23 protein-coding genes are annotated in these 23,733 nt (G+C 65.6%); 14 read left to right on the top strand and 9 right to left on the bottom strand.

Features of this window, described 5'->3' with window-relative positions; translation table 11 throughout:
* Positions 1-5 precede the first annotated feature (5 nt).
* The 6 genes from argJ to HU825_RS00995 all read left to right on the top strand — a co-directional run bounded on the left by argJ (position 6) and on the right by HU825_RS00995 (position 6,746).
* Complete coding sequence (gene argJ / locus HU825_RS01020; RefSeq protein ID WP_054095037.1) at positions 6-1,223, top strand: bifunctional glutamate N-acetyltransferase/amino-acid acetyltransferase ArgJ; 1,218 nt, start codon at positions 6-8, stop codon at positions 1,221-1,223.
* Positions 1,224-1,280: 57 nt separating this feature from the next.
* Entirely contained in the window at positions 1,281-2,222 is a 942-nt protein-coding gene (locus HU825_RS01015) for a Nudix family hydrolase (RefSeq protein ID WP_234302730.1), read from the top strand.
* A gap of 174 nt (positions 2,223-2,396) precedes the next feature.
* Positions 2,397-2,960 (top strand): alkyl hydroperoxide reductase subunit C, encoded by a 564-nt coding sequence (gene ahpC, locus HU825_RS01010; RefSeq protein WP_003288553.1) that lies wholly within the window; start codon positions 2,397-2,399, stop codon positions 2,958-2,960.
* 120 nt (positions 2,961-3,080) lie between these two features.
* Positions 3,081-4,643, top strand: coding sequence for an alkyl hydroperoxide reductase subunit F (gene ahpF / locus HU825_RS01005; RefSeq protein WP_234302729.1), 1,563 nt, complete (start codon positions 3,081-3,083; stop codon positions 4,641-4,643).
* A 212-nt stretch (positions 4,644-4,855) separates the two neighbouring features.
* Positions 4,856-5,980, top strand: coding sequence for a DUF3182 family protein (locus HU825_RS01000; RefSeq protein ID WP_234302728.1), 1,125 nt, complete (start codon positions 4,856-4,858; stop codon positions 5,978-5,980).
* Positions 5,967-6,746: an alpha/beta hydrolase family protein gene (locus HU825_RS00995; protein ID WP_043297504.1), complete on the top strand. Its 780-nt coding sequence runs from the start codon at positions 5,967-5,969 to the stop codon at positions 6,744-6,746. The genes HU825_RS01000 and HU825_RS00995 overlap by 14 nt, the downstream gene beginning before the upstream one ends.
* 15 nt (positions 6,747-6,761) lie before the next feature.
* On the opposite strand, the gene HU825_RS00990 is transcribed toward HU825_RS00995, so the two are convergent.
* From HU825_RS00990 to HU825_RS00970, 5 genes are read right to left on the bottom strand one after another with little or no spacing between them, the layout of a single operon-like run.
* Positions 6,762-7,790, bottom strand: a complete 1,029-nt coding sequence (locus HU825_RS00990; protein ID WP_077683750.1) for a hypothetical protein — start codon at positions 7,788-7,790, stop codon at positions 6,762-6,764.
* Complete coding sequence (locus HU825_RS00985) at positions 7,783-8,364, bottom strand: cob(I)yrinic acid a,c-diamide adenosyltransferase (RefSeq protein WP_054095032.1); 582 nt, start codon at positions 8,362-8,364, stop codon at positions 7,783-7,785. The genes HU825_RS00990 and HU825_RS00985 overlap by 8 nt, the downstream gene beginning before the upstream one ends.
* 15 nt (positions 8,365-8,379) lie before the next feature.
* Positions 8,380-10,395 carry a HAMP domain-containing sensor histidine kinase gene (locus tag HU825_RS00980; protein WP_234302727.1) on the bottom strand — a complete coding sequence of 672 codons (2,016 nt, stop codon included), beginning with the start codon at positions 10,393-10,395 and terminating at the stop codon, positions 8,380-8,382.
* Positions 10,396-10,440: 45 nt separating this feature from the next.
* A complete protein-coding gene (locus HU825_RS00975) occupies positions 10,441-11,355 on the bottom strand; it encodes a putative 2-dehydropantoate 2-reductase (RefSeq protein WP_234302726.1) in 915 nt (304 codons plus the stop codon).
* A gap of 1 nt (position 11,356) precedes the next feature.
* Positions 11,357-12,322, bottom strand: coding sequence for a response regulator (locus HU825_RS00970; protein ID WP_077683753.1), 966 nt, complete (start codon positions 12,320-12,322; stop codon positions 11,357-11,359).
* Positions 12,323-12,483: 161 nt separating this feature from the next.
* On the opposite strand from HU825_RS00970, the gene HU825_RS00965 reads away from it, so the two are divergent.
* Together HU825_RS00965 and HU825_RS00960 are read left to right on the top strand one after the other, a co-directional pair.
* On the top strand, positions 12,484-12,963 hold the full coding sequence (locus HU825_RS00965; RefSeq protein WP_077683754.1) for a YajQ family cyclic di-GMP-binding protein: 480 nt from the start codon (positions 12,484-12,486) through the stop codon (positions 12,961-12,963).
* A 77-nt stretch (positions 12,964-13,040) separates the two neighbouring features.
* Entirely contained in the window at positions 13,041-13,865 is an 825-nt protein-coding gene (locus HU825_RS00960) for a mechanosensitive ion channel family protein (RefSeq protein ID WP_054095027.1), read from the top strand.
* 7 nt (positions 13,866-13,872) lie between these two features.
* Here HU825_RS00960 and HU825_RS00955 read toward each other — a convergent pair whose 3' ends face one another.
* Both HU825_RS00955 and HU825_RS00950 read right to left on the bottom strand, forming a co-directional pair.
* Entirely contained in the window at positions 13,873-15,570 is a 1,698-nt protein-coding gene (locus tag HU825_RS00955; RefSeq protein WP_102828719.1) for an AmpG family muropeptide MFS transporter, read from the bottom strand.
* A gap of 38 nt (positions 15,571-15,608) precedes the next feature.
* On the bottom strand, positions 15,609-15,968 hold the full coding sequence (locus HU825_RS00950; protein ID WP_054095026.1) for an MGMT family protein: 360 nt from the start codon (positions 15,966-15,968) through the stop codon (positions 15,609-15,611).
* 137 nt (positions 15,969-16,105) lie between these two features.
* Between HU825_RS00950 and HU825_RS00945 the strand changes: the two genes are divergently transcribed.
* On the top strand, positions 16,106-17,110 hold the full coding sequence (locus HU825_RS00945) for a DUF481 domain-containing protein (RefSeq protein WP_155550185.1): 1,005 nt from the start codon (positions 16,106-16,108) through the stop codon (positions 17,108-17,110).
* A gap of 81 nt (positions 17,111-17,191) precedes the next feature.
* On the opposite strand, the gene HU825_RS00940 is transcribed toward HU825_RS00945, so the two are convergent.
* Complete coding sequence (locus tag HU825_RS00940; RefSeq protein ID WP_043297513.1) at positions 17,192-17,950, bottom strand: SDR family oxidoreductase; 759 nt, start codon at positions 17,948-17,950, stop codon at positions 17,192-17,194.
* A gap of 97 nt (positions 17,951-18,047) precedes the next feature.
* Here HU825_RS00940 and HU825_RS00935 point away from each other — a divergent pair, with 97 nt between their 5' ends.
* The 5 genes from HU825_RS00935 to HU825_RS00915 all read left to right on the top strand — a co-directional run bounded on the left by HU825_RS00935 (position 18,048) and on the right by HU825_RS00915 (position 21,993).
* The gene (locus tag HU825_RS00935) at positions 18,048-18,755 is read left to right on the top strand and encodes a HugZ family pyridoxamine 5'-phosphate oxidase (protein WP_234302725.1); all 708 of its coding nucleotides are present in this window, start codon (positions 18,048-18,050) and stop codon (positions 18,753-18,755) included.
* A 132-nt stretch (positions 18,756-18,887) separates the two neighbouring features.
* Positions 18,888-19,346, top strand: coding sequence for an FxsA family protein (locus HU825_RS00930; protein ID WP_043297515.1), 459 nt, complete (start codon positions 18,888-18,890; stop codon positions 19,344-19,346).
* A 239-nt stretch (positions 19,347-19,585) separates the two neighbouring features.
* A complete protein-coding gene (locus tag HU825_RS00925) occupies positions 19,586-19,879 on the top strand; it encodes a co-chaperone GroES (RefSeq protein ID WP_003294630.1) in 294 nt (97 codons plus the stop codon).
* A gap of 49 nt (positions 19,880-19,928) precedes the next feature.
* Positions 19,929-21,569 (top strand): chaperonin GroEL, encoded by a 1,641-nt coding sequence (gene groL, locus HU825_RS00920; RefSeq protein ID WP_043297516.1) that lies wholly within the window; start codon positions 19,929-19,931, stop codon positions 21,567-21,569.
* Between the two features lie 190 nt (positions 21,570-21,759).
* A complete protein-coding gene (locus tag HU825_RS00915) occupies positions 21,760-21,993 on the top strand; it encodes a hypothetical protein (RefSeq protein ID WP_003291381.1) in 234 nt (77 codons plus the stop codon).
* 48 nt (positions 21,994-22,041) lie between these two features.
* Here HU825_RS00915 and HU825_RS00910 read toward each other — a convergent pair whose 3' ends face one another.
* Positions 22,042-23,664, bottom strand: a complete 1,623-nt coding sequence (locus HU825_RS00910) for a methyl-accepting chemotaxis protein (protein WP_234302724.1) — start codon at positions 23,662-23,664, stop codon at positions 22,042-22,044.
* Positions 23,665-23,733 lie beyond the last annotated feature (69 nt).

Genomic DNA, 23,733 nt, shown 5'->3' with positions numbered 1-23,733 from the left:
CGCTCATGGCGGTCGGTCTTGGTCCCCTACCTACTCTGCATCCGGTTCCCGGTTTCGAACTCGGCATCGCGTCGGCCGGCATCAAGCGTCCGGGGCGCAAGGATGTCGTCGTGATGCGCTGCGCCGAAGGCTCGCGCGTCGCCGGCGTGACCACCACCAACGCGTTCTGCGCGGCTCCGGTACTGGTGACCCGCGAGCGCATGGCGGGTGAGGTGCGCTATCTGCTGACCAACACCGGCAACGCCAACGCTGGCACCGGCGCCGATGGTCTGGCCAATGCCCGCCGTACCTGTGCCGCGCTGGCAGCGCTGACCGGTGTCGACGAGTCTGCCGTGCTGCCGTTCTCCACCGGAGTGATCGGTGAACCTCTGCCGGTGGCCAAGATCGAGGGCGCCCTGCAGGCAGCCCTGGACGATCTGGCCGAGAACCACTGGGCCGAGGCCGCCACCGGCATCATGACCACCGACACCCTGCCCAAGGGTGCCAGCCGCCAATTCCAGCATGACGGTGTGACCGTCACCGTGACCGGCATTTCCAAGGGCGCCGGCATGATCCGTCCGAACATGGCGACCATGCTCGGCTACATCGCCACCGACGCCAAGGTGGCGCGCGAGGTGCTGCAGGACCTGGTGCGTGACGCAGCGAACAAGTCGTTCAACCGCATCACCATCGACGGCGACACGTCCACCAACGACTGCTGCATGCTGATCGCCACCGGCCAGGCCAAGCTGCCGGAAATCACCGAAGCCGCCGGCGAGCTGTTCGCCAAGCTCAAGCAGGCGGTGTGCGAAGTGTTCATGGAAGTTGCCCAGGCCATCGTGCGCGACGGTGAAGGCGCTACCAAGTTCGTCACCGTGCAGGTCAACGGCGGCGCCAACCATCAGGAATGCCTGGACGTGGCCTACGCCGTGGCCCACTCGCCGCTGATCAAGACCGCGCTGTTCGCCTCCGACCCCAACTGGGGGCGTATCCTCGCCGCCGTTGGCTATGCCGGCGTGCCGAACCTGGATGTGAGCCTGATCGACGTCTATCTCGGCGAAGTCTGCATCGCCAGCCAGGGCGGTCGTTCGCCCAGCTACACCGAGGAGCAGGGCGCGGCGGTGATGGCGCGCGAAGAGATCACCATCCGCATCGAGCTGGGTCGTGGTGACTGCAGCGAGACCATCTGGACCACCGATCTGTCGCACGAGTACGTGAAGATCAACGCCGAATACCGCACCTGACCGCGTAGCATGCCGCAACCCGGGCTTGGTGGCCCGGGCTGCGGTTCTGGAACTGTCATGCACCGAATCCATGTCGCCGCGGCGGTCATTCGATCCGCCGACTGTCGTGTCCTGATCGCCAAACGCCCGCTGGACAAGCATCAGGGCGGGCTGTGGGAGTTTCCCGGCGGCAAGGTCGAGGCGGGCGAAAGCGTCGAGGCGGCGCTGGCGCGCGAGCTGCAGGAAGAACTGGGCATCGAGGTCACGAGCGCGCGTCCGCTGATCCAGGTTCGTCACGATTATCCGGACAAGCAGGTGCTGCTGGATGTCTGGGAAGTGCTGGCTTTCGCCGGCGAGCCGCATGGCGCCGAGGGCCAGCCTCTGGCCTGGGTCGAGCCCGCGGCGCTGCCCGAGTACGCGTTTCCGGCCGCCAACCAGCCGATCATCGCCGCGGCGCGCTTGCCGCGCCGCTACCTGATCACCCCGGAAGACCGCTCGCCGCGCCAGCTGCTCGAGGGCATCGCCGCGGCGCTGGATACCGGTATCCACCTGCTCCAGCTGCGAGCGCCTGACCTGTCGGATGCGGCGTACCGGGCGCTGGCGAACGACGCGCTGGCGCTCTGTGCCGGCCGCGCGCAACTGATGCTCAAGGGGCCGCTGGAGTGGGCCGCGGATTTTCCGGCGGCCGGCTGGCATCTGACGTCGGCGCAGCTGCGGCGAATGGCCGCCCAGGGCCGGCCGTTGCCGTCGGAGCGCTGGTTGGCGGCATCCTGTCACGATGCGACGGAACTGGCGCTGGCCACGGCAGCCGGCGTCGATTTCGTGACCCTTTCACCGGTGCAGGCCACCGCAACGCACCCCGACGCAGCCCCGTTAGGCTGGTCGCGGGCCAGCGAGTTGCTGCTAGGCTTCAATCAGCCGGCCTATCTGCTGGGTGGGCTCGGGCATGGCGATCTGGCTCGTGCGCTGCATGCCGGTGCGCAGGGAGTCGCGGGAATCCGGGCGTTCTGGCCTGACTGAACCCCTGAACGGATCGTCGGTCTTTGCGGATGTAGCATGCAATTGTGTCTGCGGCTGATCTGTGGTGATAGATAACGGCTATTCGGTTTATTCCCTTAATCAATTAACCGTATGCGGCTGGTTGCGCTATCGTAGGCCCCGTTAAGTTTTCTGAACCCCCAAAGGAGTGAGCAGATGTCTCTGATCAACACCCAAGTCCAGCCGTTCAAGGTCAACGCTTTCCACAACGGCAAGTTCATCGAAGTCACCGAAGAATCCCTCAAGGGCAAGTGGTCCGTGCTGATCTTCATGCCGGCTGCGTTCACCTTCAACTGCCCGACCGAGATCGAAGACGCTGCCAACAACTACGCCGAGTTCCAGAAGGCTGGTGCCGAGGTGTACATCGTCACCACCGACACTCACTTCTCGCACAAGGTATGGCACGAGACCTCTCCGGCCGTCGGTAAGGCCCAGTTCCCGCTGATCGGCGACCCGACTCACCAGCTGACCAATGCGTTCGATGTGCACATCGCCGAGGAAGGTCTGGCGCTGCGTGGCACCTTCATCATCAACCCGGAAGGCGTCATCAAGACCCTGGAAATTCACTCCAACGAGATCGCGCGCGACGTCGGCGAGACCCTGCGCAAGCTGAAGGCCGCTCAGTACACCGCCGCTCACCCGGGCGAAGTCTGCCCGGCCAAGTGGAAAGAAGGCGAGAAGACCCTGGCTCCGTCGCTGGACCTGGTCGGCAAGATCTAAGGCTTCGCCTATCTGCCCTGCGTGCCGGAGGGCTGGCCAAAGCCCTCTGGCAACCCAACGCCTGGACGCGAACCGTCCGGGCGTTTTATTTCCTGAATTCCGAACGGGGTACCGCTGCTCATGTTGGACACCAATCTCAAGACCCAGTTGAAAGCCTACCTGGAGAAGGTCACCCAGCCCTTCGAGATCGTCGCGTCCCTCGATGACGGCGAGAAATCCCGGGAGCTGCTGAGCCTGCTGCAGGACATCGCCAGCCTCAGCGACAAGATCACCTTGAAGACCGACGGCGACGATGCGCGCAAGCCGTCGTTCTCGCTGAACCGCATCGACGGAAACATCAGCCTGCGTTTCGCCGGCATCCCCATGGGCCACGAGTTCACCTCGCTGGTGCTCGCCCTGCTGCAGGTCGGCGGTCACCCGTCGAAGACCGCACCGGAGGTGATCGAGCAGATCAAGGCGCTCGACGGTGATTACCGCTTCGAAACCTACTTCTCGCTGTCCTGCCAGAACTGCCCGGACGTGGTCCAGGCGCTGAACCTGATGGCCGTGCTCAACCCGAACATCAAGCACGTCGCCATCGACGGCGCGCTGTTCCAGGACGAGGTCGAAGCGCGGCAGATCATGTCGGTGCCGAGCATCTACCTCAACGGCGAGCTGTTCACCCAGGGCCGCATGAACGAGGAAGAGATCCTCGCCAAGCTCGACACCGGCGCCGGCGCGCGTGACGCCGAGAAGCTCAAGGCCAAGGATGCCTTCGACGTGCTGGTGGTCGGCGGTGGCCCGGCTGGCGCCGCAGCGGCCATTTACGCGGCGCGCAAGGGCATCCGCACCGGCGTCGCGGCCGAGCGCTTCGGCGGTCAGGTGCTGGACACCATGGCCATCGAGAACTTCATCTCGGTGAAGGAAACCGAAGGCCCGAAACTGGCCCGCGCGCTGGAAGAGCACGTGCGCGAGTATGACGTCGACATCATGAACCTGCAGCGCGCCAGCCAGCTGATCCCGGCCGGCGACGACGGCCTGCACCGCGTGCAGTTCGAGAACGGCGGCGAACTCAAGGCCAAGACCCTGATACTCGCCACCGGCGCGCGCTGGCGCGAAATGAACGTGCCGGGCGAGCAGGAATACCGCGGCCGTGGCGTCGCCTACTGCCCGCACTGCGACGGCCCGCTGTTCAAGGGCAAGCGCGTGGCGGTGATCGGCGGCGGCAACTCCGGCGTGGAAGCGGCCATCGACCTGGCCGGCATCGTCGCCCACGTGACCCTGCTCGAATTCGGTGAGGAACTGCGTGCCGACGCCGTGCTGCAGCGCAAGCTCAACAGCCTGCCCAACGTCCGCGTGCTGAAGATGGCGCAGACCACCGAGGTCAAAGGCGACGGCCAGAAGGTCACCGGCCTGGTCTACAAGGACCGCAGCAGCGAAGAAATGCACAGCGTCGAGCTGGAAGGCATCTTCGTGCAGATCGGCCTGCTGCCCAACAGCGAATGGCTCAAGGGCACCCTGGAGCTGTCGCGTTTCGGCGAGATCATCGTCGACGCCAAAGGCCAGACCAGCATCCCGGGCGTGTTCGCCGCCGGCGACGTGACCACGGTGCCGTACAAGCAGATCGTGATCGCCGTTGGCGAAGGCGCCAAGGCCTCGCTGAGCGCCTTCGATCACCTGATCCGCACCTCCGCGCCGGCCTGATTGGCGTCTCGCGCAATGAAGAAGGGAGCCTGCCGGCTCCCTTTTTTTATACGGCAAAGAAGCGAGCGGACACCGTGACGGATATTGCCCGGGACGGATCGTTGCGTTCGAGCCAGGGTCTATTTCCCAACAGCCGGCCGGCGCTGCTTGGCAGCGCGAATGCATTGCCGGCGTTGCATACCTGCCCGAGCAGTCCAGGAGCTGTCCAAGAAATGATCAATGCCGATACATCGAACCCGCGCCGGGTCGTGATGATCTACGCCAACCGCGCACGCGAGCCCGAGCACGAGCGCCGTGTCCATGCCGCTCTGGCCGAGCAGCTGGCCGGCTTGCTGGGGCTGAGCTATGGCGGTGAGTACGATCCGACCCGAGGTCACGAAACCCAACCCTATCTGGTGCCGTCCGGCACGGTGATCGGCCAGCGCGAGGCGCAGGAGCTCGGCCTTGCTGCAGAAGACGATCTGTTCGGCGGTGTGGTGCCACACGCGTTCGTCGAAACCAAGGCGATCACCCATCCACTGGTGCGTCCTGAGGCCGCGGCGCCTCTGGGGTGGTCGCGCGAGTTCGGCGCACGGGTCAGGGACAGCGTGCTGTCCGGCTACAGCGTGTTCAGCCTGGAGGATGCGCACGACGCGGGCCGGCGCCTGCTGCACGAAGGCGCGCTGCGCATCAAGCCCGTGCGCGCCACTGGCGGGCGTGGCCAGCAGCGCGTCGACGATCTCGAGGCGCTCGAACAGGCGCTGGCGGCGCTTGACGAGCGCGAGCTGACGGAGTTCGGTCTGGTGCTGGAAGGCCATCTGGAGCAGGTGACCACCTTCAGCGTCGGTCAGGTGCGGGTCGGCGGCCAGCTGGCCAGTTACTACGGCACGCAACGCTTGACCGCCGACAACGGCGGCGAGGAAGTCTACGGCGGATCGGACCTGGTGGTGGTGCGCGGCGACTTCGATGCGTTGCTGGCACTGGACCTGACCGAGGCCATCCGCCTGGCGGTTCGCCAGGCACAGGTCTACGACGCGGCGGCCGCCGCTTGCTACCGGGATTTCTTCGCTTCGCGGCGCAATTACGACATCGCTCAGGGCGTCGATGGCCGCGGCCAGCCGCGCTCCGGGGTGCTGGAGCAGTCCTGGCGGATCGGCGGCGCCAGCAGCGCCGAAGTGGCCGCGCTGCAGCGTTTTTGCGAGGACGATGCGGTGGCCGTGGTGCGCGCTTCGTCGGTGGAACTCTACGGCGAGCGGCAGGCTCCGCCCGAAGGCGCGACCGTGCTGTTTCGTGGCAACGATGCGGAGGTGGGCTTCATAACCAAATGCGTGAAGGTGGAGGACTATGGCAACACATAGCGAGACGGTCGACATCCTCGTCGATGACGAACATATCGCCGGTACGTTCCTGACACCGCCGGAAAAGATGCCCGGCGTGCTGTTCGTGCACGGCTGGGGCGGCAGCCAGCAGCGCGATCTGACGCGGGCACGGGGGATCGCTGGGCTCGGTTGCATCTGCCTGTCGTTCGACCTGCGCGGGCACGCGCAGACGGCGGCGCAGCAGCAGACCGTGACCCGTGAGCAGAACCTGCGTGACCTGCTGGCCGCCTACGATCTGCTGGCGGCGCATCCGCATATCGATCCGGCCGCCATTGCCGTGGTCGGCACCAGTTATGGTGGGTATCTCGCGGCGATCCTCACCGCGCTGCGGCCAGTGAAATGGCTGGCGCTGCGGGTGCCGGCGCTGTACTGCGACGACGATTGGGACATGCCCAAGCGGCAACTCGATCGCGACACGCTCAACCGCCTGCGCCGCCGCCATGTGCTGGCCGAGGAGAATCGCGCGCTGGCCGCCTGCGCGGCGTTCCGCGGTGACGTGCTGATCGTCGAGTCGGAAGACGACAGCTATGTGCCGCACGAGACGATCATGAGTTACCGCGCCGCGTTCCAGCGCACCCATTCGCTGACCCATCGCATCATCGATGGCGCCGATCATGCGCTGAGCAGCGAGCGCTGCCAGGAGGCTTACACCACCATCCTGGTCGATTGGGCGACCGAGATGGTCATCGGTGCGCGCCTCGACGAACGCGCCCATGCCGGCTTCCGTCCGGTCGATGGCGCCTGACCTGCGGGCGCCGGTTCACTGCGGCGGCGTGGGCGGTGGCGGTGGACCGACGAAGCGACTCCAGCGGCGGTCCAGTACCTGCTGCTTGAGCACCTCGATGATGTCCACCAGAACCTCCTCCAGCGCCAGGTCGGTGTGCTCGTCCTGGTACAGCCAGGCCTCGAAGAACTCGTCGGCGAGATTCTGCGCCAGCGCCTGGAACTGCGGGCCGCGCAGGCCGTCGATGGCACCCTGCAGCAGGCGGGCGACGATGTCGCGCAGGGCCTGATCGAGGCTGTCGGCCATATGACCGCCGAGCGGCAGCCGCCGCAGCTTGTGCATCTGCGGATTTTCGGTCAGCGCCTGGTGCAGCAGGCCGTTCACGTAACCCTCGATGGCACCGCGATTGTCCCGATAGCCGACCTCCAGCATGGCCTGCAGGCGCCGCGCCAGATCGTCGAGCAGGCGCTGCTTGCGCGGGCGCACTACCTCGTCGATCAGCCGGCGGGCCAGGTCGTCGCTGGCGCCGATCTCCTGCTGCAGGCGGCCGAACAGCCGGACCATCACCCGGTCGGCCAGCTCCTCGATCAGCAGTACGTAGTAGCGATTGAGCACGCCGTACACCGCCCAGCGGCGCATGTCGATCAGCCCGAGACGCTGCAGACGCACCAGCAGTGCGCCGATGCGCAGCACGCGCAGCCAGCGCAGACCGGCCAGCGGAATGCAGCCGAGCACGTCGTACCAGTGGGCGAACGGGTAGTAGTACCAGCGCGCATAGCGCCGCTCGAACAGCGCCACGGTCCAGCCGAGCAAAACGTCGAGGATGAACAGGCTGACGAAGCCCAGATCGATGTACTGCAGGTTGCGATGGATGTGCTGTTCGTAGCGTTCGTGCAGCTGTGGCAGCCAGCGCGCCAGCGCCTCGTTGATCGGTTGCAGAAGGAACAGGCTGTCGAACAGCAGCAGCGCGAGGTTCACGCAGACCAGCAGAACAATGAACGCCTCCCACGCGGCGTGCAGACCCTCGCGGGTGCGCACGCGCGGGTCGAGCGGCCGTTCAGCCACGCGGTGCCTCGGCGGCCTGCCAGAGCACCTCGGCGCAACCCTGGCGCCGCGCGATCAGGCGCGCGGCGACGAACAGCAGATCGGACAGCCGATTGAGATAGCCCAGCAGCTCGCCGCGCAGGGGTTCGTCGGCATTCAGCTGCTGGCAGCGCCGCTCGGCGGTGCGCGCCATGCTGCGGCACAGGTGCGCCTGGGCGATCAGCCGTGAGCCGCCGGGCAGGATGAAGTCCTTCAGCGGGCCGAGTTCATCGTTCCAGCGGTCGATGGCCGCCTCCAGGCGGGTGATTTCCGCGGTGCCGAGGGCCTGGTAGTCCGGCATCGCCAGCTCGCCGCCGAGGTCGAACAGGCGGTGCTGGCAGGGCGCGAGTACGGTCGTCAGCTCAGCCAGCGCTGGCCATTGCGCCTGCGCTTCGGCCAGTTCGGCAAGCAGCAGGCCGAGCTGGCTGTTGAGCGTATCGACCTCGCCCATCGCCTCCACGCGCGGATGGCTCTTGGGCACGCGGCGGCCATCACCCAGGCCGGTTTCGCCGGCATCGCCGGTACGGGTGTAGATCTTTGACAAACGATTGCCCATGCGGGATTCCTTGCGTCAGGCATCCGCCGGTTCGGCCGGCGTCGCCAGTGGCAGGCGCAGGGTGAAGGTGCTGCCGTAGCCGGGCTGGCACTGCACCTCCATCTGCCCCTGATGATTGTTGGTAATGATGAAATACGAAACGGAAAGTCCCAGGCCGGTTCCCTGACCGACCTCCTTGGTGGTGAAGAACGGCTCGAAGATGCGCTTGCGTACGGCTTCTGGAATGCCGCCACCATTGTCCTCGACCTGAATTTCCGCCCACGGCGGATTGAGCCGGGTGCGCAGGATGATGCGGCCGGGCTCCGCACCGCGGTGCTGGTGGATCGCCTGGGCGGCGTTCTTCAGCAGATTGAGCAGCACCTGCTCCAACTCGTTGCCGATGCACGGCACGCGGTCGACCTGTGGATCGAAGTCGCGGACGATCTCGATCGACTTGAAATCGAAGCCTTCGACCAGCGCGAAGTCGTTGCCGGCGATCTCCAGCGCCTGGTCGATCAGCAGCGGCAACTGGCAGTCGGCCAGCTGGCGGTTGCTCATGCGGCTGAAGTTGAGCATGTGGCTGACGATCTTCGCCGCACGCGAGCCGGCCTGCTGGATGCCGTCGAGCAGTTGCGGCACCTCGCGCTTTTGCAGGTAGAGGTTGACCGCTTCGAGGCTGACGCCGGTTTCGGCGGCCGCTTCGCGATTGCGCTCCAGGTCCGCGGACAGCCGCCGGCGGATGTTCTGTGCGTTGTGCAGGATGGCGCCCAGCGGGTTGTTGATCTCATGGGCCATGCCGGCCGCCAGTCCGCCGACCGAGAGCATCTTCTCGGACTGCACCATCATTTCTTCCATGTTGATGCGCTGGGTGATGTCGTCGATGCGGATCACCACGCCGCGGCCGCCACCGCCCATCAGCGGGTAGAAGGTCAGCGCGTAATGGCGCAGCTCGTCGTTGCGGCGCCAGGTGACGCGCTCGATCTTCTGCACCTGCTGGCGCTCGGAGGCGTGGCGGATCTGCGCGAGGAACGGCTTGAGCGGCTCGAAGGCGATGAACACCGGCTGGTTCAGTGCCTCGTCCAGCGGCGTGCCGGACAGCACGCTGGCCTCCTGATTCCACTGGGTGACGTACAGCTGCTCATCCAGCGCGATGAGCGCCGAGGGCATCGAGTCGATGATGCTGTTGAGGTAGTTCTGGAAGCCGGTGAGCTTCTTCTCGATCTTGCTGCGCACCTGTACCTCCAGCTCCAGCCGACGGTTGGAAGTGCGCGTTTCCTCGGCCAGGCCGCGGGCCTGATCGAAGGCATCCTGCGCGTCGTCGCGGGCGCGCTTGAGCTGCTGCTCGCGTGCCTGCATGCGCGAAAGCATGGTGTTGAAGGCATCGGCCAGGCGGCCGATCTCGTCCTGGTTCTTCGGCAAGGCGCGCAGCGAGTAATCCTCGTCGCGCGTGACCTGGCGCGACAGCGCCTCTAGCTCGCGGATCGGCCGGGTAATCAGCAGGCGAATCTGCCGCGCCACCAGCAGCCACAGCAGCAGGCTGGCCAGCAGGATGGCGACGCTGGCCGTCAGGGTGCCGGTGTAGAAGGCGCCGGGCAGCTCACTGCTGGCGACCAGCAGCAGGTGACCGGGGCGATCGCCGGGTTGCGGCAGCTCGACCAGCAGGCTGGCGCGGATTTCCCCGGCGCGCCAGGCCGCGACATCGCCGAGCCGCTCGGGTAGCCGCAGGCGCTCGCCGCGCTGCAGCTGCGCCAACTGGTTGCCGGAGGTGTCGTAGATCACCGCGGCGCGCAAGGGCGAATAGCCGTCGAGTCGCCGCAGCGCGGCATCGGCTGCGTCGGTGGAGGCCAGCACCTGCGTGCTCAGCGCCTCGCTGGCGAACAGTTCGCCGATGGTGTGCATAGCCTGCGGCGCCACACTCTGGCGCGAGATCCAGTAAGCGGCGCTGATGAAGGTGAGGTTGGACACCAGCAGCACGGCGGCCAGCAGGACGAGCAGGGCGATCAGCAGCTTGCGGCCGACCGGCAGGTTTTCGAGGCGCTGGCGCAGGGTCATGGCGGCCACGGATAACGTGAAAGACCTGCGCAGGGTAGCGGTGCGTCAGTCGACGGGCAATCCGCGGCGGAGCAGCTCGGCATGCAGGCGCTGCTGCACGGCGGCGAGCGCCGGCAGTTGCAGGCCGAGCCGGGCGGCGCTGGCGCAGGCATGGCCGAGCAGGTAGGCGATCTCTGTGCGCTGGCCGCGCGCCACGTCCTGGTGCATCGACGAATAGTTGGCGGCGGTCGATTCGATCACGCGCAGCACCTCGTCCGCCAGGCCCATGGCGGCCTCGGGCTGGCCGCAGGCGCGCAGCAGTTCGGCGAGTTCGTCGCACAGCGCCAGCACCTGCACCCGGTGGGCCAGCAGCTCGCCGTTGCGACAGTCGTGCAGCACCGTCAGTGGATTGATCGCACAGTTCAGTGCCAGCTTGCGCCACAGGCGCGCCAGGATGTCCTCGCTCCATTGATGGGCGATCCTCGCCGCACTCAGCGTTGCCAGCCAGTCCGGCGGCGTGGTGTCCTGCGGATCGCCCAGCCAGTTCTGTCCCTGACCGGCGAACACCACGTCGAAGTCACCCTGGCGATAGGCGCCTTCGGTGCTGGAGACGAAGATGCAGCGCGCCTGCGGCCAGCGCCGGGCGACGGCCTGCTGGCTGCCGAGGCCGTTCTGCAGCAGCAGCAGGTCGCAACGCGGCGCCAGGCGCGACGCCACGCTGGCGACCGCGGCTTCGGCATCGTATGCCTTGCAGGCGACCAGCAGGCGGGTGATTGGCGTCGTCGCGTCGGCCAGTTCGGCCGGAATCCCCAGGCGCTGGGCCTCGCCGCCTTCGCTCAGGCGCAGGCCGCCGGCAGCCTGGTACGCCGCCAGGCGCTCAGGGTTGCGCAGGATCAGCCGTACCGGCGCACCCGCGCGGGCCAGACGCGCGGCCCACAAACTGCCGAGGCTGCCTGCGCCGAGGACGTGCCAGGTGGTCATCTCAGGCCGGCTGGCGCAGGCGCAGCGGAACGATGCGCCCGGTGCTGTAAGCGCTGGGCAGCAGCGCGCCGGCGCGCTCCAGCAGGGCCGGCGCTTCGAGCGGCAGACCGCGGGCGTCCAGCGTCAACAGGCCGATGCCGGCCTTGAGCGAGATGAAGCCTTCGCTGCTCTTGAACGGCTTGAGGTTGAGGCCCTCGTGCAGGCGCTTGAAGCTGCCCGGCGAGCAACTCTCGATGTCGTCCACCAGCGCCAGCACGCCGAAGTGCTGCTCGTCGATGCGCGCCAGCACATCCAGCGGGCGCACCAGCTGACGCAGGCGCGCGGCCACCGCCCGCAGCAGCTCCACCTGGAAGGCCTCGCCGTAGCGCTCGTGCAGCGCTGGTATCTCGGGCAGACCGACGTGCAGGTAGCACAGCGCCGTGTCGCGGTTCGCCATCTGTCGCAGGCTGGCATCGAGGCGCTGCAGCAGGTGGCGGGTATTGCCCAGGCCGGTGAGCGGGTCGACCAGGCTGTTCTGCTCCAGACTGGCGACGTTATCGGCGAGCCGGCGATTCTCCTGCTTGAGCCGTTGCAGCGAGCCGCACAGCCGCTCGGCTGCGCGCACCCGGGGCAGCAGCTGGTCATGCATGGCGGCCTTGCTGATGAAGTCGTCGACGCCGTGGTCGAACGCCTGGCCGAGCACATCGTCGCCTTCGCGCCCGGTGAGCAGGATGATGTAGGTGTAGTGGCCGCTGGCGGCATCCTGCTGGCGCACGGCGCCGGTGAGCTGCAGGCCGTCGGTTTGCGGCATCAACCAGTCGGCCAGCAGCACGTTGGTCGGGCGTTCGGCCATCAACGCGAGTGCATCGTCCGCGCTGCTGGCGAAGCGGATATCGGTGTAGCCGGCCTTACTGAGCGCACGGCCGATCATGACGCTGGAGAACTTGGCGTCGTCGACGACCAGAATCCCGAGGGAGGGGTTGGGCATGGGCAAGCTCAATCAATGGAGAGGGTGGACGTCCTGTCACGCTTTGCCGGAGTACCGGGCGGTATCACGTCGAACGGTTATAATGACCGCGCTTTTTTTACCGTCAAGCCAGGCGCGGGTCGGTCCGTGACCGTCGCGCTATCTATTCTGGAGGAAGCCCCATACCCTCGTTCGACGTGGTGTCCGAACTGGACAAGCACGAAGTCACCAACGCGATCGACAACGCGATCAAGGAGCTGGATCGTCGTTACGATCTGCGCGGCAAAGGAACGTTCGAGCAGAAGGAGCTGACCGTGCAGCTGACGGCCGACGCCGACTTCCAATTGGAGCAGATGATCGAGATCCTCAAGTTGAGCCTGGTCAAGCGCAAGATCGACATCCAGTGCCTGGAATACAAGGATCCGTATCCGTCGGGCAAGGTCGTCAAGCAGGAAGTCGTGCTGCGCGAAGGCATCGACAAGGAGCTGGCGAAGAAGATTGTCGCGCACATCAAGGACGCCAAGCTGAAGGTGCAGGCCGCGATCCAGGGCGAGCAGGTGCGTGTCACCGGCAAGAAGCGCGACGACTTGCAGGAGGCCATCGCTCACCTGCGCGCCAAGGATTTCGGCATGCCGCTGCAGTTCAACAACTTCCGCGACTGATCCGGCGCGCCGACGCGCCTGTTTCGTTTCCCGCGCCCGGCCAGTTCCGGGCGCCGTTTTTTTAAGGAGTCTGTCCGATGGACATGAGTGTGGATTATCTGGTCGGGCTGTCCGAGGCGTGGCTTCCGGTCGTACTGCAATACGGCAGCAAGGTGCTGCTGGCGCTGATCACACTGCTGATCGGCTGGTGGCTGATCAATACGCTGACGGCACGGGTCGGCGCATTGCTGCGCCGGCGTCAGGTCGACCCGACGCTGCATGGCTTCGTCGGCAGCCTGGCGGGGATCGTCTTCAAGGTGCTGCTGCTGGTCAGCGTCGCCTCGATGATCGGTGTGGAAACCACGTCGTTCATTGCCGCCATCGGTGCCGCCGGTCTGGCGATCGGCCTGGCGCTGCAGGGCAGCCTGGCGAATTTCGCCGGTGGTGTGCTGATCCTGTTGTTCCGGCCGTTCCGTGTCGGCGAATGGATCGAGGCGCAGGGGGTCAGCGGCACCGTTCACTCCATCCAGATCTTCCACACCGTGCTCAAGACCGGCGACAACAAGACCGTGGTGGTACCCAACGGCAGCCTGTCCAACGGCCATATCACCAACTTTTCGCGCGAGCCGCAGCGCCGTGCGGAGATCAGCGTCGGCATCGACTACAGCAGCGATATCAAGCTGGCGCGCCGCATCCTGCTGGAAATCGCCGAGGACTCGCGGGTGCTGCGCGATCCCGAGCCGGTGGTGGTGGTCACCGCGCTGGGCGACAACGCCGTGACGCTGGTGCTGCGTGTGTGGGCGGCGACCGCCGATGTCGGTGCGGTGACCGCCGACTTCATGGAGCTGGCCAAAGAGCGGCTGATGGCCGCGGGTGTCGGCATTCCATTCCCGCAGCGGGTGGTGCATCTGGTCCAGGGCTGACGGAGGCTCAGGGCCGGGAAGTGGCCTCTTGGCCGGGGTCTTCGGGTTGCCGCAGCCCCCGGCGCCATTGCCAGACGATCAGCACCAGCGTCGGCACGCCGAGCAGTGCGGTGACGAGGAAGAAATCGCTGTAGCCCAGGTGTTCGACCATCACCCCCGAATAGCCGCCGAGCAGGCGCGGCAGCAGCAGCATCAGCGAGCTGAGCAGCGCGTACTGGGTGGCGGAGAACTTCAGGTTGGTCAGGCTCGACAGGTAGGCGACGAACGCCGTGGAGGCCAGCCCGCCACTGAAGTTGTCGCAGGAAATGGTGACGATCAGCATGTTCAGATTGGCACCCATCTGCACCAACGCCATGAACATCAGGTTGGTCGCCGCCGAGGCGACGCCGCCGATGAAGAGGATCGGCAGGATGCTGAAACGCACGATCAGCAGTCCGCCGAATGCCGCGCCGAGCAGGGTCATGATCAGTCCGAACAGCTTGCTGACGCTGGCGATCTGGTCCTTGGAGAAGCCCTGGTCGATGTAGAACACGTTGGCCATCACGCCCATCACGGTGTCCGACATCCGGTAGGTGGCGATCAGCCCGAGCAGCAGTAGCGCCTGCCAGCGATAGCGCAGGATGAAATCGGTGATTGGCGTCAGGACCGGTCCCATCAGGATGCGACCGCGCGCCGACAGACAGCCCCAGCAGATCAGCAGATACATGGTGCCGCGTGGCCAGTAGCCGCCCCAGTACGACTGGAACATGCCGGTGGTCGACACCATCAGGATGATCAGCACGATCACCGAAACCGCCTGGTGGGCGAAATCGAAGCGCGGCGGGCGTTGCTTCTGTCCGGCCTGATGGAGGATGTGCCGCACCGGAATCAGCAGCGAGCGCCCCACCGGCGAGATCGAACCGAGGATGAACAGCGCATAGAGCGTCGCCCGTGGCCAGGCCTGGGCGATCAGCGCGTTGATCATGGCGGGAACGGAAATCAGCAGCACCAGTAGCAGGCCGACGGCGGCGAGTTGGTGGTTGAAGGTGTAGCGCGCCGGTTCGTTGGGCAGCGGTGTGCCGGCATCCGGTTCGCGGATCACCAGGCTGGTGACCAGACCGGGCAGGATCAGCAGCGCGAAGGCGAGATAGGTGAAGCTCCAGGCGGCCTGGTTGTAGTCCAGGTTGCTCGAGCCCAGCCACTCGGCGAGGAACAGCGCACCGGCGCTGGCCAGCAGCATGGCGATGCGGTAACCGGTCATGTAGCTGGCCGCCAGAGTCGCCTGCAGCTTGTCCTCGGCGATTTCCAGACGGTAGGCGTCGATGGCGATGTCCTGGGTGGCGGAAGAAAACGCCACCAGTACCGCCAGGGCGATCAGCAGGGTCAGGTTGTGCTGCGGATTGCACAACGCCATGCCTACCAGGCCGAGGGCGATCAGCGCTTGCGAGAGCACCAGCCACGAGCGCCGCCGCCCGAGGGCGCCGATCCACGGCAAGCGCCACTGGTCGAGCATCGGCGACCAGACCCACTTGAAGGCGTAGGCCAGGCTGATCCAGCTGGCGAAACCGATGGTTTCCCGTGACACGCCCGCTTCGCGCAACCACACCGAGAGCGTGGAGAACACCAGCACGGCGGGCAGTCCCGCGGCGAACCCCAGCAGCAGCAGGGCCAGACTGGCGGGGCTGGCATAGGCGGCGAGGGCATCGCGCCAGGTTTCACGGGACATACATCGACAATCTGTGGCAGCTGGACGGAGCGCGCACTCTAACCGCTGTGCTCCGTCGAATGCCAGCCGTGGCGACGCATGTCCACGCGGTCGTTGCGGATGGTCAGGCCCTCGGCGCGCAGGCGCATGCGCTGCTCGTGCCCGGCGGGACTGCCGGCTGGCAGGCTGAGGCGACCGCCGGCGGCGATGACCCGGTGCCAGGGCAGGCGCGTGTCGTCCGGCAGCTGCGCCATCAGCCGGCCGACCCAGCGCGCGGCGCGGCCGAGACCGGCGATGGCGGCCAGTTCGCCATAGCTGATCACCTTGCCCGGCGGGATCTGCGCCATCACCAGATAGACAGCGGCGCGGCGTGCCTCGGCATCGGCATCGGGCGGTAGCAGGGGCGAAGGCTCGTGCATGTGACGTTTCCTCGAATGGCAGGCCGCTGCGTTGGAAATGAACCGGATTCCCGTTCGGCGGTCTGTGGTTGCTGGAGCAGGATGCATAGGGATAATGCCAGCCCTTCAACCGTTTCTGACCAGATTTGCGCACTTCTATGTTTTTTCGACCCCTGCTTTGCCTCTCCCTTTGCGCTTTTGCGCTGCCCACCCTGGCCGACACCGTCTGGCTGAAAAACGGTGATCGCCTGACCGGCAAGATCAGCGTGCTCGACGGTGGCAAGCTGCTGATCGAAACCAGCTACGGCGGCTCCATCCCGCTCAAGTGGAACCAGATCGCCACGCTGGAAAGCGATCAGAAACTGCTCGTCAAACAGGGCGATACGGTTGGCGAGGTGGCGAAGTCGCTGCAGGCTTCCGAGCCTGGAAAGGTCACGCTGGTCAACGGCGGCGAGCCACGTACCGTCGAGCTGGCCAGCATCTCGCAGATCATCCATCCCAAGCCGTTGATCCAGGACTTCACCTGGAAGGGCAACGTCGACGTGGCGATGGACTACAAGCGCGCCGAAACCGACACCGATGACTACGATGTGTCCTTCGATACCAAGGCGCGCCACGGTCTCTGGCGGCACAACGGCGCGGCCAGCTACAACCGCGAGTACCGCGACGGCGTGACCGTGACCGACAACTGGGACGCCGAATACGCGCTCGACCGTTTCATCGACGAGCACTGGTTCTGGCAGGGGCGCCTGAATTACAAGCGCGACCAGATCGAGGATGTGCGGCGCCAGCGCACCATCGGTACCGGTCCGGGTTACCAGTTCTGGGACAACGACCTGGGCGCATTCTCGCTGGCCGCGCTGATCAACCGTAGCGACTACGAGTTCGCCGACGGCTCGGAGGAGGACTTCTACCTCGCCGCGCTGAAGTGGGACTACAACCGTTACCTGGTGGGCAAGACGTTCGAGCTGTTCAGCAGTGGCGAGCTGGGCAAGCCGCTGGAAAACGTCGCCGATTACGCGCTGGATGCCGAGGTGGGGCTGCGCTACAAGGTGACCGACTGGGCCTCGCTGAACATGAAGGCCGAGAAGGACATCATCAGCGGCGCCGAGGAAAGCCTCGACGAAACCCGCTACAGCATCGGCTTCGGCGTCGGCTGGTAACGCGCGCTGAACGTGCCGAAAAAGAAGGGCAGCCCTCGGGCTGCCCTTCTTTCTATATAGGCTATATAGGCAGCGTCTGGCTCACAGGCGCAGGCCGCCATCCAGCTCGAGGATGCGCCCGGTGTAGTAGTCGTTTTCGAAGATATAAGCCACCGAATGGGCGATCTCGGCGGGCTTGCCCATGCGCCGGAGCGGAATGCCGGCGGTCATCTTCTCCAGCGCCTCGGGTTTCATGCTGGCGACCATCTCGGTCTCGATGAAGCCCGGTGCCACACCAGCGACGCGAATGCCGTAGCGAGCCAGCTCCTTGGCCCACACCACAGTGGCCGAGGCCACGCCGGCCTTGGCCGCGGAGTAGTTGGTCTGGCCCATGTTGCCGGCACGGGAGATCGAGGAGATGTTGACGATCGCGCCCTGGCTCTGCAGCTCGACCATCTTCGCCGCGACTTCGCGGGTGCAGAGGAAGACGCCGGTCAGGTTGACGTCGATCACTGCCTGCCACTGCGCCAGGCTCATCTTGCTGATCTCGCCGTCCTTGACCTTGAGCAGCAGGCCGTCGCGCAAGATGCCGGCGTTGTTCACCAGCCCGTGCAGACCGCCGAAGTCCGTGGCCACCTGGGTAACCATCTCGCTCACCTGCGCCTCGTCGGCGACGTTGCACAGGTAGGCGCGGGCATCGCCACCGGCGGCCTTGCAGGCGGCCACGGCTTCGGCCAGGCGTTCCGGGTTGAGATCCACCAGCGCCAGACGCGCGCCCTTGCCGGCCAGATGCTCGGCCATCGCCCGGCCTAGACCCTGGCCGCCGCCGGTAATGATGATGACCTTGTCTTGTAGCTGCATGCCCATCTCCTTCTTGTTGTCTCGCTGCGAGAACCCCGCTCGCGGGGGAAACCGTTATGCTGAGCGCCCTGTCGAACCCGCCCTGTGAGGAGCCCCTGTGAGCGCTGAAGCCGCCAAGCATGCCCGACAACTTCTGCTCAAGGAATATCGCGGTGTGCTCTCCACCCACTCCCAGGCCATGCCGGGTTTCCCCTTCGGCTCGGTGGTGCCGTACTGCCTGGACGCCGAAGGCTGGCCGCTGATCCTGATCAGTCGGATCGCCCAGCACACGCGCAATCTCAAGGCCGACGGACGCTGCTCGCTGCTGGTCGGTGAGCGCGCCGCTGCCGATGTGCAGGCCGCCGGTCGCCTCACGCTGCTGGCCGAAGCACGTCAGCTGAGCGAGGCGGCGGATATCGAGGCGGCCGCGCAGCGCTATTACCGTTATTTCCCCGAGTCGCGCGATTACCATCGGGTGCACGATTTCGATTTCTGGCGCTTGGAACCGGTTCGTTGGCGCTACATCGGCGGTTTCGGCGCGATCCACTGGTTGGACCACGTGGCGCTGGCCAATCCCTTTGCCGTCGGCGATGGCGCGGCGGAGCGGGGCATGGTCGAGCACATGAACGATGACCATGCGCCGGCCATTGCGCGCTACGTCGCCCAAGCCGGCTTGCCTGGCACCGAGCCGGCGCAGATGGCCGGTATCGACAGCGAGGGCTTTCATCTGCGCATCGGTCAGGCACTGCACTGGCTGCCTTTCGCCGAACCCTGCGAAACACCGCTGGCGGTGCGCCAGGCGCTGGTGGCGATGGCGCGTGGCTGAGCGGATTCAGCTTCGCGTCAGGCAGGCTTTCGCATAATCCGCTTACAGACTGCGTCGCGTGTGGGTTGAATTTGGCCTGCGGCGTCGTCATCTACAGGTGACTGGAAGCCTATCTTCCGCCAAGGATCATCGATGCGAATCTTCTTTCTGCTGTTCCTGTTGTTTCCGCTGGCCGAGCTGTACGTGCTGATCAAGGTCGGCAGCTCCATCGGCGCGCTGGCAACCATCCTGCTGCTGGTGCTCAGCGGCATCGCCGGCGTTCTGTTGATGCGCCTGGCCGGCTTCGCCACTGCCTGGCGCGCGCGGGAGCGACTGGCGCGCGGCGAGCTGCCCGAGCGCGAGATGCTGCAGGGGCTGATGCTGGCGCTGGGCGGCGGTCTGCTGTTCCTGCCGGGGTTCATCAGTGACGTGCTGGCGCTGATCGTGCTGTTTCCGCCGAGTCGCAATTTCCTCTTCCGTCTGGTCAACCGGCGAATCGAGGAGCAGGTGCGCCGTCAGCGTGCCTTTGCCGACGACCTGCAGGCGCGTTCCGGTCCGCAACGGCCGAACGTCATCGAAGGGGAATGGGAGCGCCGCGATCGCGATCAGTGAGTGTCACCTCCGGCATGTCATTCGGCATGCCGGTTCTGTTTTTCTGCCACGAAAATTTCATCCGCGCCCCTTGAAATGCTCTTGAACGCCCGCATGTAGCGGACACCGCAAGGTCGCTGTCGTGTTCGACAGTCCGTCTTCTGCGGCTCGCGTAGCGGGCCGCAACCGGCACCGCCGGATTCGTCAACCCGCCGATCACCTGGATTGGCATGGAACAACTCAGTTAGGAGAGATCGACAATGAAGCTTCGTCCTCTGCATGACCGCGTCGTGATTCGTCGCAGCGAAGAAGAAACCAAGACCGCAGGCGGCATCGTCCTGCCGGGCTCCGCTGCCGAAAAGCCGAACCGTGGCGAAGTCGTCGCTGTAGGCACTGGTCGCGTTCTGGACAACGGCGAAGTCCGCGCCCTGGCCGTGAAGGTCGGTGACAAGGTGGTGTTCGGCCCGTACTCCGGCAGCAACACCGTCAAGGTCGACGGCGAAGATCTGCTGGTGATGAGCGAGAACGAAATCCTCGCCGTCGTCGAAGCCTGATTACCCCGCGAATCTCCATCGATAATTCAAGAATTGAGGATCAATCAACATGGCTGCTAAAGAAGTCAAATTCGGCGATTCCGCACGCAAGAAGATGCTGGTTGGCGTGAACGTCCTGGCGGACGCCGTCAAGGCGACCCTCGGCCCGAAAGGCCGCAACGTCGTGCTGGAGAAGAGCTTCGGTGCTCCGACCATCACCAAGGACGGCGTTTCCGTCGCCAAGGAAATCGAGCTGAAGGATCGCTTCGAGAACATGGGCGCTCAGCTGGTCAAGGACGTTGCGTCCAAGGCCAACGACGAGGCCGGTGACGGCACCACCACCGCTACCGTTCTGGCTCAGGCCATCGTCAACGAAGGCCTGAAGGCCGTCGCTGCCGGCATGAACCCGATGGACCTGAAGCGCGGCATCGACAAGGCGACCATCGCCATCGTCGCCGAGCTGAAGAACCTGGCCAAGCCGTGCACCGACTCCAAGGCCATCGCCCAGGTCGGCACCATCTCCGCCAACTCCGACTCCTCCATCGGTGACATCATCGCCGAAGCCATGGAGCGCGTAGGCAAGGAAGGCGTGATCACCGTCGAAGAAGGTTCGGGTCTGGAGAACGAACTGTCCGTCGTCGAAGGCATGCAGTTCGACCGCGGCTACCTGTCGCCGTACTTCATCAACAAGCCGGACACCATGGTTGCCGAGCTGGATAGCCCGCTGCTGCTGCTGGTCGACAAGAAGATCAGCAACATCCGCGAACTGCTGCCGGTGCTGGAAGCCGTTGCCAAGTCCGGTCGTCCGCTGCTGATCGTTGCCGAGGACGTCGAAGGCGAAGCCCTGGCTACCCTGGTGGTCAACAATATGCGCGGCATCGTCAAGGTTGCTGCGGTCAAGGCCCCGGGCTTCGGCGATCGCCGCAAGGCCATGCTGCAGGACATCGCCATCCTGACCGGCGGTACCGTGATTTCCGAAGAAGTCGGCCTGAGCCTGGAAACCGCTACCCTGGAGCACCTGGGTAACGCCAAGCGCGTCGTACTGAACAAGGAAAACACCACCATCATCGACGGCGCTGGCGCCCAGGCTGATATCGAAGCCCGCGTTGCCCAGATCCGCAAGCAGGTCGAAGACACCACTTCCGACTACGACAAGGAGAAGCTGCAAGAGCGTCTGGCCAAGCTGGCCGGCGGTGTTGCCGTGATCAAGGTCGGTGCGGGCACCGAAGTCGAGATGAAAGAGAAGAAGGCCCGCGTCGAAGACGCCCTGCACGCCACCCGTGCAGCCGTCGAAGAAGGCGTGGTACCTGGCGGCGGTGTCGCGCTGGTTCGCGCTCTGCAGGCCATCTCCGAGCTCAAGGGCGACAACGAAGACCAGAACGTCGGTATCGCGCTGCTGCGTCGCGCCGTCGAAGCTCCGCTGCGTCAGATCGTTGCCAACGCCGGTGGCGAGCCGAGCGTGGTGGTCGACAAGGTCAAGCAGGGTTCGGGCAACTACGGCTTCAACGCCGCGTCCGACACCTACGGTGACATGATCGAGATGGGTATCCTCGATCCGGCCAAGGTGACCCGTTCCGCGCTGCAGGCTGCTGCCTCCATCGGCGGCCTGATGGTCACCACCGAGGCGATGGTTGCCGAGATCGTGGAAGACAAGCCGGCCCCGGCCATGCCGGACATGGGCGGCATGGGTGGCATGGGCGGCATGATGTAAGCCGACCGGCCCCTTAAGCTGTAAAAAAACCCCGCCTCGCGCGGGGTTTTTTATTGCTCGGAACTTTCCCGCCAGCGAAGACGCATGCCGTTGCGCGGCGGCCGCTTCGCGACCGTCTGTCGCAAAGCGCGATGGCCGACCAAGGCTGTACTACGGTCAGTAGACTTCCTTCAGATCAAGGGCTTGCGCGATGAAGCTGGAAATTGCTCGAGGAGTGTTCCTCGCCAGCGCGCTGACCGTCGCCTCGTTGTGCGGCGCGGCCTGGAGCGAACCAACGGCGAACGTGATACGCAGCAGCGAAAGCCGCGACTTCTGCCCGTTGCCGGCGGCGGCAGCCCGGGCGCAGCAGCTGGCGTTGCAGCCGGATGGCGACCTGCTGCTGTTGCTCTACGGACTCTCGCAGAGCCTGGGCGGGCGCGGCTGAGCGCCACGCCTGAACGGCGCCACGGCGGCGCCGTAGACTGGCTTGTAGTCAGCCGGCCAGGCGGCGGGTGACGTCGCTCAGCTGCAGCGAGAGGTTGTGCAGGTTCTGGCTGGCTGCCTGGGTGCGCTCGACGTGCTGCTGATTGGTGGTGGCGATCGAGGTGATCTCGGTGAGGTTGCGGGAAATGTCCTCGGCCACCGCAGTCTGCTCTTCGGCCGCCGTGGCGATCTGGCGATTCATGTCGCGGATGGCTTCGACCGCCTCGGTGATGTTCTGCAGCATCCGTCCGGCTTCGGTGACCTGCTCCACGCCCTGTTCGCTGCGCTGCTGGCCGCTTTCGATGGCGCGTACCGCGTTGAGCGCGCCGGTCTGGACCGAGTCGATGATCTGGTGGATCTCGGCCGTCGATTCGGCGGTGCGCTGCGCCAGCGTGCGAACCTCGTCGGCGACCACGGCGAAGCCGCGTCCCGCCTCACCCGCACGGGCGGCTTCGATCGCCGCGTTGAGCGCCAGCAGGTTGGTCTGCTCGGCGATGCCGCGAATCACTTCCAGTACCTTGCCGATGCGCTCGCTGTCGCCTTCCAGGCGGCGGACCACTTCGGCAGTGCTGGTGATTTCGCTGCGAATGGCGGTGATGCTTTGGATCGTCGACTGCATGACCGCCTCGCCCTGCTGCGCGGCGTGATCGGCGGCATCGGCGGCGTGCGCCGCATCGCCGGCGTGGCGGGCGACTTCCTGGGAAGTGGCGGACATCTCGTGCATCGCGGTGGCGACCTGATCGGTACGCGAGAACTGCTCGCTCGCGCCCTGCGCCATCAGCGTTGAGATCGCATTCAGCTCGCCGCTGGCGCTATCCAGATTGGCGGCGCTCTGCTGCAGGTTGTTGAAGGTGTCGGCGAGGAAGTCGCGCAGCGTGTTGGCGGCCACCGCCAGCCGGCCGAGTTCGTCGGCCCGCGAGGCATCCACGCGATTGGCGAACTGGCCCTGGCTGAGGCGGGCGATGTGTTCGATCAGCGAGCGGGTCGGTTCGATGATGTTGCGATTGACCAGCCACAGGCTGAGCAGCCCTACCAGCGCGCTGGCAAGCAGCATCACCAGCACGCCGGTGAGCGCGGCGGAGCCGGCGCCCTCGCGGATTTCAGTGGATTGCCGGGCGGCGGTCTGGCGCAACTGGCTGACCAGCTCGCTCATCTGCGCACTGGCGGCGCGGTCGATGCCGGCCACCGCAGCGTCGCCTGCGGTCGGGTCGGCATCGGCGGCGACGAAGGCGTCAAAGCCCTTGCGATAAGCCTCGCCGAGCAGACGGTGCTCGTTCTGCAGGCGCGCGATCTGGCCCGACAGCTGCGAGCTCTGAGCGCTGGCACGTTGCAGCTGGCCGAGCAGCTCTTGCACCTTGCGCTCCTGCGCCTGGAACTGCGCCCAGTATTTGTTGCGCTGCTCGGGATTCTTGCCGCGCAACAGGACGTTCTTCCATTCCTGCACCTGAATCTTGAATTCCAGGTTCGCCTCGTCGACCAGCTGCGATTCGCTCAGCGGTCCGTCGAGCAGATCGCCGAAATGCTCGACGTGGTGGGACAGTTGCTGAATGCAGAGCAGGGCGATCACCAGCAGCAACAGCAGGCTGCCGCCGATCAGGGCGAGAATTTGCGCGCGCAACGATTTCTTGAGCATGGAAAGGGCGTCTCGGTAGAGGGATAAACGAGCGTCCCTTTATTCGGCCGTAGGCCCGGTAACTTGAGC

Origin of the sequence: Pseudomonas phenolilytica, from assembly GCF_021432765.1 — a bacterium.
Lineage (GTDB): Bacteria > Pseudomonadota > Gammaproteobacteria > Pseudomonadales > Pseudomonadaceae > Stutzerimonas > Stutzerimonas phenolilytica.
The sequence above is the reverse complement of the archived record's forward strand: the minus strand, read 5'-3'. Positions and strand labels throughout refer to the sequence as shown.